Genomic DNA, 6832 nt, shown 5'->3' with positions numbered 1-6832 from the left:
ATTCCGACGAGCAAAGGACCCAGGAGCACCGGCGAGACGCAACGCCGGAACCCCAGGCCGCCCACGTCAGAACCGCCCACCCACGCCACGAAAAGACCTCAACTACCCGCCACGTGAAAGATCGAGGCTAGAGGGCGTCGTGCGCTCAAGCTGACCGGCACGGCTGCCGATGTTGCACGTAGTTTGCACGCGATAGGCAAAAACATAGTCTGACCTGGTGCCCCCGGCAGGATTCGAACCTGCGGCCTTCTGCTCCGGAGGCAGATCCGACCCATGCATCCGGGTCCGCCGGGGTCCGCACCCGTCCCCCTATCCGCTCTGAAACGGGCCAACTACCTGCGGGAATGGGGTGTGTGCGTCCGCCGCGGTCCATGCCCGTTCGCACAGAAGTTTCGGATGAGTTGTGACAACGTCGTGACACCGACGAGCCACGCGGCCAACCACCACCGGCAGCAGCGCATTCCGCGCCATAAGACTTCAACGGCCTACTGCACGCCGAGGGTTGCGCTCTCCGGCGTTACCGCAGGTGGACGCTCGGCTGGTCGCGCCGCGATGTCGTTCGACGCCTGCACCGCGCCGGACGTCGCGCCGGCCGGCATTGCTCAGGCGATGCGGGACCGCGACGGGATCTCGAAACTGAGGTCGGTCGCGGCGGGGTGTCGCACATGCTCGAACTGGGCGCCCCCACGCCGACGACTGCCGTGCTCGACGAACTGCTCGACGAGCGGAACTACTTACGTCGATCTGAAAACGCGGCGCCCGCTACCGCCGGTCCGCCGCCCGCTGCAATGCGGCCAAGATCGCCCCGCGCGTCGGAACGTCTAAACGGCAGCACTCACCGGTCGGCGGTTGATCGGGACGCATTACGTCGGCACCATCAACGAGTACGGACGGGGAGGGAAACGCGCCGACACGCTCCACCGCCGATGCGGTCATCCCCATGGCTTCAAGACACTCAGCTAGCAAGGCGCGGGATGCAGCCGCGTTCGGACAGCCCGGACTGCTCAGATGCTCAATGTGCATTGCTCGCCAGACCTTCTGGTCCTCGCCGGCGTTAGCAGCAGTGCTCGCCGCGCCACGCTTCGCGTCCTTCCTTCAACGCGACGGCGGCGATGACGAGCGCAACGATCGGATCGGCCCACGACCACCCGAACAGGGCGTTGAGCACAAGGCCGACGAGCAAGACGCCAGATAGGTACGTGCACAGCAGTGTCTGCTTGGAGTCCGCTACGGCACTCGCGGAACCCAGTTCGCGGCCCGCTCGGCGCTGGGCATAGGACAGGAACGGCATGACGGCGAGCGAGACGGCGGCGAGCACGATGCCTACGGTCGACGGTGCCGCTTCGGTCGCGCCGAATAGTGCTCGTACCGACTCGAAGGTGACGTAGGTCGCGAGCGCGAAGAACGAGACGGCGATGATCCGCAAAGCGGTGCGCTCGCGTTGCTCAGGATTTCGGCCTGCGAACTGCCAGGCGACGGCGGTGGCTGAGGCGACTTCGATGAGCGAGTCGAGTCCGAACCCGATTAGGGCCGCGGAAGACGCGATCGTGCCGGCGCTGATCGCCACCGCAGCTTCGATCAAGTTATAGGTGATGGTCGCCAGTACGAATAGCCTGACCCGACGGGTGAGCACTGCTCGACGCTCGGGCGACAGCGTGGTCTCGGGCGCGCTGCAACAGGCATCGGCGCAGCCCGTCGAACTGATCAGCAGGGGTCTCGGATCATCCGCGGCGGAGTCGGTCATCGCAGTTGTTCCTCAGCAGCAGTCGTCGGCGGGCGAAGCGGGGCAGGCGGTCGGGTCGGTCACCAGGACGAGTTCGAGCAGGTCGCCAAGCGCGTGCGCGAGACGAGCGTCCGCCAACTCGTAACGTGTGCGCCGGCCCTCGGGTGCAGCCACTACTAAGCCGCAGCCACGCAGACACGCCAGGTGGTTCGAGACGTTCTGCCGAGTCGCACCGAGAACATCGGCGAGTTCAGCCGGGTAGCCCGGTCCCTCGCGCAACGCCAGGAGCAAACGCGCCCGGACCGGATCGGATAAGGCGTGCCCGAACCGGGCTAAAACGTCACCGTGAAGAACCGTCTGCACTCCGCCATAGTACAGCGATCAGTGTATAGACGGGAATCCCGACGTCGAGTCGTCGCCTGAACCGCCGCTCGGCCTTATTACGTCGCTGCGCCGCTTTGACGCGCTCGGGTCCTACAGTCGATCAGGGGGATTGCTTAGTCGATCGACTTGTAGGGGGGACGTCATCAGTCCGAACGCGCGGCCGTGGTCCTACTGGACACGGAACAAATTGGAGATCTTGAGCGGCTATCTGCCGGCGTTTACGAAGGCGGTCAGCGGCAAGTCGCCTGAGTGCATCTATCTCGACCTGATGGCAGGCCAACCCAAGAACGTCGAGCGGTACACCGGCACCGAGTTCGACGGTTCACCGGTCGTCGCGATGAGCGCGCAGCCTCCGTTCAGCCGACTGCGCTTCGGTGAACTCAATCCTGCCCGCGCCCGCGCGCTGGACACGCATCTGCGAGAGAAGTTCCCCGGCGATACCCGCTACGAGGTCGTGGAAGGCGACTGCAACGCCACGATCGACGGCATCTTGGCCGGCCTCTCTGACGTCGCGTGGGCGCCGACGTTCGCGTTCGTCGACCAGCAAGCCGCCGAAGTGCACTGGGAGACCATCCGCAAACTCGCTGCGTTCCGCCGAGACCGCAGGCACGGACGCAAAGCTGAAATCTGGATACTGATGTCGCCCACGATGATTCTCAAAGGCGTCCGAGGGACGAACAACGAGGCTTTCCAGGAGCGGGTTGACCGCCTGTACGGGGGCGGCGAGTGGCGCCAGATCCAGCGGGCATTCGACCAGCGCAAGATCGTGGCGAGCGACTACCGCCGGCAGATGGTCAACCTGATGCGGTGGAAGTTGCAGCGCGAACTCGGTTACGCCATCACGCACCGGATCCCCATGCAGATGCACAACAAGCTGGAAATCTACGACATGGTGTTCGCCACGGACCATGACGTCGGCGACCGCATCATGCGGCACCTGTACAACCAGGCCGCGCTACGCGAGCCCGAAATGATGCGGCAGGCAAAGGAAGCCAAGACGGGTCAGTTCTCACTGTTCGAAGACGACGCCGGTGTCGACGATGCGAAGGCCGGCGAGTGGTTGTGGCGCCCGGAACCGTGCTGGGATCCGACGGGCGCCGAGTGGTGGGGCTACGAGGACTACCTCGACGAGAACCGCTAGACCGCGGCCGGCATCTCGTCCCAGCGCCGGCCGTCGAGTTCCCGCCCTTCGGCCTTCGGCGTGCGGCCACCCCACTGCTTGAAGAAGAACGCGACGCCGGCGTCCTGGCATACGTCCCGGATGCCGCGCACCCACTCGCCGTCAACCGGACGATGGTTCGCCCCGGACTCGCCGCCGGCGATGACCCAGTGGATGCCGTCGAGGTTGAGCCCTTCGAGCGGTCCTATCAGTGGCTCACACGACAGGAAGCGCACGGCTGCGGGTACGTCGCGCAGATGGTCCACCCGCGGCAGCGCGTCCGCGTTCTCTACGGACACACCCATCCACAGATTGCTTGGCCAGTCGAGACTTTCGCCGAGTCGGCGCAGCCGCAAGCTGCGCTTGGTGAGCACCTGGTACGTGTGCTGAGGCGTATCGCGGCAGACGTCGAACACGTCGCGGATGAAGCTGACCGGCACGCGGGCGTGGAACAGATCGGACATAGAGTTCACGAAGACGACGCGCGGCTGGCGCCAGCGGCGCGGTTCGTCGAGTGCCTGCGGATGGACGGTCACGCCGAAGCCCGGTCCTGATGTGCGCGGGTCACCGTCGTTCTGGTACTTCGCGGATCCCATGGCCTTCAACCGTTTTGCCAACGTCATGGCGTAGCAGTGGTCGCAGCCGGCGGAAACGCGATCGCAGCCGGTGACGGGGTTCCAGGTGGCCTCTGTCCATTCAATCGCCGATCGGTCAGCCATGCGCCCACCCTCACAAGTCCGTTGCGCTCACCCTAGGTCACTCCGATTGGTCATCACGTCAGGACCGCCAACCGTGCTGTTGCAGATCGCCGCAACGCTATTCGATCGCACAAGTTATCGGCCGGGTCCGACACCCGGCCGCGGCGAGCACAGCGGCGCACCGTCATCCCTGGGCAGCCCTTCCGCTGCGGCACGCGCCGCGAGGTAAGTCCGCATGGCCGGCCCTGTCTGGATCCGAACGCGCAGCATCCGCATGTATCCGCGAAGCCACAGGTTCGGCAGGACCAATGACTCGCCGCCGGCGTACGGGTTGCGGTCGCCAGGGTCGGCGACCGAGCCCGAGTACAGCGCGAACATGTATTCGGCGCGCTTGCTCACTCGTCGATCATGCAGGCACGCGCGCCCGGAACGTCGGACCCACGCCGACGGCGACCACCAGGACGCGACGACGACCCGACCGGCCAGCACTCAGATCATCGACTCGTCCCAAGGTTCTGGCGGCATGTTTTTGATCGCCTCTAGCCAGTCGCCCGATGTGTCTCGCTCAGGGGGAGGCCGGTCGATCTCGACGATCGCCTCCGCAATCTCGCGTGACTGCTTGATCAACGCAGCGAACGCAGGCCCAGCCGTCGTCGGATCGTCGAGCGCTCGGGCAATGCGCGTCTGCAACGCCACCAACAGCTGACGCCGATCGCCCGACCGCGCAGCGGCGGTTACCGACACCGGCGTCACCTTCCGGGGTGCCCGCTTGGGAGGCGTCTTCCGGGCCGCAGGCGTCTTCCCCGGTGCTGGTTTCGCCGGTGTCGCATCGCCGTCCTTCACGGCCCGCAACGTTGGCCGCTGCCTACGCTCGGTCACGGCGTCCTACCTCTCGCTTGCTCCAAAAAAGAAAAACGATTCCGGGGAAATACCTCGCCTATGCCACGAGTGGCGGCTGGGCGCGGGGTGGGGGGTCACCCGCCCTGGCCCTGGGTGCGGTCATGGTTGGTCGTCGCCGTCGGCCGCGGCCAGGTCGAGCAGTCGGCCGGCCTCGGCTACCAGCCAGCGCGTGGTGTTGGCCGTGCGGCCAGCGCTCGCCTCGGCGTCGCCTGGGCGGCGCGATGGCGCTCCCGATGCGCCGGCCGCACGGCTGCTTGGTGGCCGGCCTTGGGCCTCGCAGGCGGCGCGCTGGCGGGGTTCCGGGAAAGCCGCTCGCGCCGGCCTGCAAGGTGTCTCTGTGGGGATCGTTGGTCTACCTCCCGATCGCGGTTCTGCGTGCTTCGGCTTGGACGGCTTCGGCTTGTTCCTGGGCGGCTTCGCGTTGCCGCTCATAGTTGGCGACACGCTCGACGAACCCGCTGATCGTGGCCAGTTCGACTGGGATGCCGTGCTGCGCCAGTAGCCACGGCGTCACTTCGGTTCCCTCGCGGACGGCCTCGTCGCGGATCGACGCGAACTCGAGAAGCCCGATGTCGGGCGTGATGGCCAGCACCCGAGTGTGACTGTTGAACGACGGCCCTGCCGTCTTCACCAGAACACCGAACCCTTGAATGGCGGCAGCCCACAGTTTCACGGCGATCTGGGCGTTGCTCAGGTGCTTCATGCCCTCGACGGTGAGCGTCGCGACCTGTTCGGCGTCGGCCAGGTCGTGGCTGGGCAAGGCTTCGGCGGCGTCGGCTAGGGCCTCGGCGTGCGGCTTCAGAAACTCTGCCCATGAGGCCAGGATGTCGTCGGCGTAGTCCAGGAGCGCGGCGTGGCTGATCTCCTTTCTGCGCTGGTCGGCGTCCATTTCGATGCCGCCGGCGGTGAGGTTCCGGTCGAACATCATCCGCTGCACGGTTGGGTCGGTGTGGACGTCGCGGCCGGCTTCGATCGCGTCGAGGACGGCGGAGTTGAGTTGGCGGGCGGAAGTTTCGCGGAATCGGTCGGCGCCGGCGACGATGGCGCGCGCTTTGTCGAGGTCGGCGACGTATCCGGCGGGTAGTGAAACTCCAAGTGTGTCAGCGGTTTTAGCGACGACGATCAGGGTCGAGCGGAGGGTGATGTCCATGTGGGCTGTGCCTTTCAGGTGGGTTGGTTGGTGCTCGGGGGGGTTTCGGGTGGCCCGCCGTGGGCGTGGCTTAGCAGTTGACGGAGGAAGGCACGGTCGTCCTCGGCGCCGTCGCTGGCTGGACAGGCGGCGGAAAGCCGGCCGAGGGTTTCGGCGAGCCAGTTGTTGGGTGTGGCCGAGAGGCGGCGGAGGAATTGCCGTTCCGCGTCACCGTCGTCGGGCGGGGCAGCATCGGCGCTACCGGCGCGGGCGCGCAGGGCGCTTAGTTCGTCGTCGGTGAGGCTGGCGATTAGCCGGTCTCGTTCTTGGCCGTTCATTGCTTCCCTTCGATGTGTTGACGTAACGCGATTTCGTCGACGAACCAGCTGTTAGCGACCTTCCGACCCCCGAGACGGGGCGCCAGTCGGCGGGCCTGCCTGAGTGACATGTCCAGGCGGGCAGCTGCTTGGCCGAGAGGCACGGTCGGTTGTTCCATCGGCACAGATTTGCTAATGGCGGGTAAGCGGCCGTCCGAATGGCCGTTTGCGGCCATCGCTGCGACGAGTTCGCAGGCCAGGGTCTCGTAGGTTTGTGACGGAAGGCCGGACAGTTTCCGTTGCCTGATGGCGATCAGGACGCATTCGAGGGCCGCTTTCAGTGCTGGCCCGGAGAGGACCACCGCGCCCGCGTCGACACGCATTAGACCGGACTCGCTCACTGGTGCACCATCCTTGTGTCGGTGATCTTGGATGGATTGCCGATGCACCCGAGGTGCCGCTGATCTATCGCCCTGCTCGCTCGACACATTCGATGTCCAGCATGAGTTCTGCGGAGGCCAG

The 6832-nt window shown here is 66.0% G+C and carries 9 protein-coding genes, 1 tRNA gene and 1 pseudogene; 1 reads left to right on the top strand and 10 read right to left on the bottom strand.

Annotated features, from left to right (window positions below; translation table 11 throughout):
• Positions 1–215 precede the first annotated feature (215 nt).
• The 3 genes from ACXMYJ_RS28250 to ACXMYJ_RS28240 all read right to left on the bottom strand — a co-directional run bounded on the left by ACXMYJ_RS28250 (position 216) and on the right by ACXMYJ_RS28240 (position 2086).
• Positions 216–287 (bottom strand) — tRNA-Arg (locus ACXMYJ_RS28250).
• Between the two features lie 767 nt (positions 288–1054).
• Entirely contained in the window at positions 1055–1744 is a 690-nt protein-coding gene (locus tag ACXMYJ_RS28245; protein ID WP_460359458.1) for a cation diffusion facilitator family transporter, read from the bottom strand.
• Positions 1745–1756: 12 nt separating this feature from the next.
• The gene (locus ACXMYJ_RS28240; protein ID WP_460359457.1) at positions 1757–2086 is read right to left on the bottom strand and encodes an ArsR/SmtB family transcription factor; all 330 of its coding nucleotides are present in this window, start codon (positions 2084–2086) and stop codon (positions 1757–1759) included.
• 163 nt (positions 2087–2249) lie between these two features.
• Here ACXMYJ_RS28240 and ACXMYJ_RS28235 point away from each other — a divergent pair, with 163 nt between their 5' ends.
• On the top strand, positions 2250–3248 hold the full coding sequence (locus ACXMYJ_RS28235) for a three-Cys-motif partner protein TcmP (protein WP_460359459.1): 999 nt from the start codon (positions 2250–2252) through the stop codon (positions 3246–3248).
• Here ACXMYJ_RS28235 and ACXMYJ_RS28230 read toward each other — a convergent pair.
• The 7 genes and pseudogenes from ACXMYJ_RS28230 to ACXMYJ_RS28200 all read right to left on the bottom strand — a co-directional run.
• Entirely contained in the window at positions 3245–3985 is a 741-nt protein-coding gene (locus ACXMYJ_RS28230; protein ID WP_448394289.1) for a DUF5131 family protein, read from the bottom strand. The two genes, ACXMYJ_RS28235 and ACXMYJ_RS28230, sit on opposite strands and share 4 nt — an antisense overlap.
• Before the next feature lie 114 nt (positions 3986–4099).
• Positions 4100–4363, bottom strand: a complete 264-nt coding sequence (locus tag ACXMYJ_RS28225; RefSeq protein WP_460359456.1) for a ribosome modulation factor — start codon at positions 4361–4363, stop codon at positions 4100–4102.
• Between the two features lie 90 nt (positions 4364–4453).
• Complete coding sequence (locus tag ACXMYJ_RS28220; protein WP_460359455.1) at positions 4454–4708, bottom strand: hypothetical protein; 255 nt, start codon at positions 4706–4708, stop codon at positions 4454–4456.
• A 508-nt stretch (positions 4709–5216) separates the two neighbouring features.
• Positions 5217–6014, bottom strand: a complete 798-nt coding sequence (locus tag ACXMYJ_RS28215) for a hypothetical protein (protein ID WP_460359454.1) — start codon at positions 6012–6014, stop codon at positions 5217–5219.
• A 14-nt stretch (positions 6015–6028) separates the two neighbouring features.
• A complete protein-coding gene (locus ACXMYJ_RS28210; RefSeq protein WP_460359453.1) occupies positions 6029–6331 on the bottom strand; it encodes a hypothetical protein in 303 nt (100 codons plus the stop codon).
• Positions 6328–6711: a hypothetical protein gene (locus ACXMYJ_RS28205; protein WP_460359452.1), complete on the bottom strand. Its 384-nt coding sequence runs from the start codon at positions 6709–6711 to the stop codon at positions 6328–6330. The genes ACXMYJ_RS28210 and ACXMYJ_RS28205 overlap by 4 nt, the downstream gene beginning before the upstream one ends.
• Positions 6708–6832: pseudogene (locus tag ACXMYJ_RS28200) on the bottom strand (hypothetical protein); the annotation flags it as partial. The gene ACXMYJ_RS28205 and the pseudogene ACXMYJ_RS28200, both read right to left, overlap by 4 nt.

It is taken from the genome of Mycobacterium sp. ZZG (genome assembly GCF_054786995.1).
This window is presented reverse-complemented; position numbering and strand designations above follow the sequence as displayed.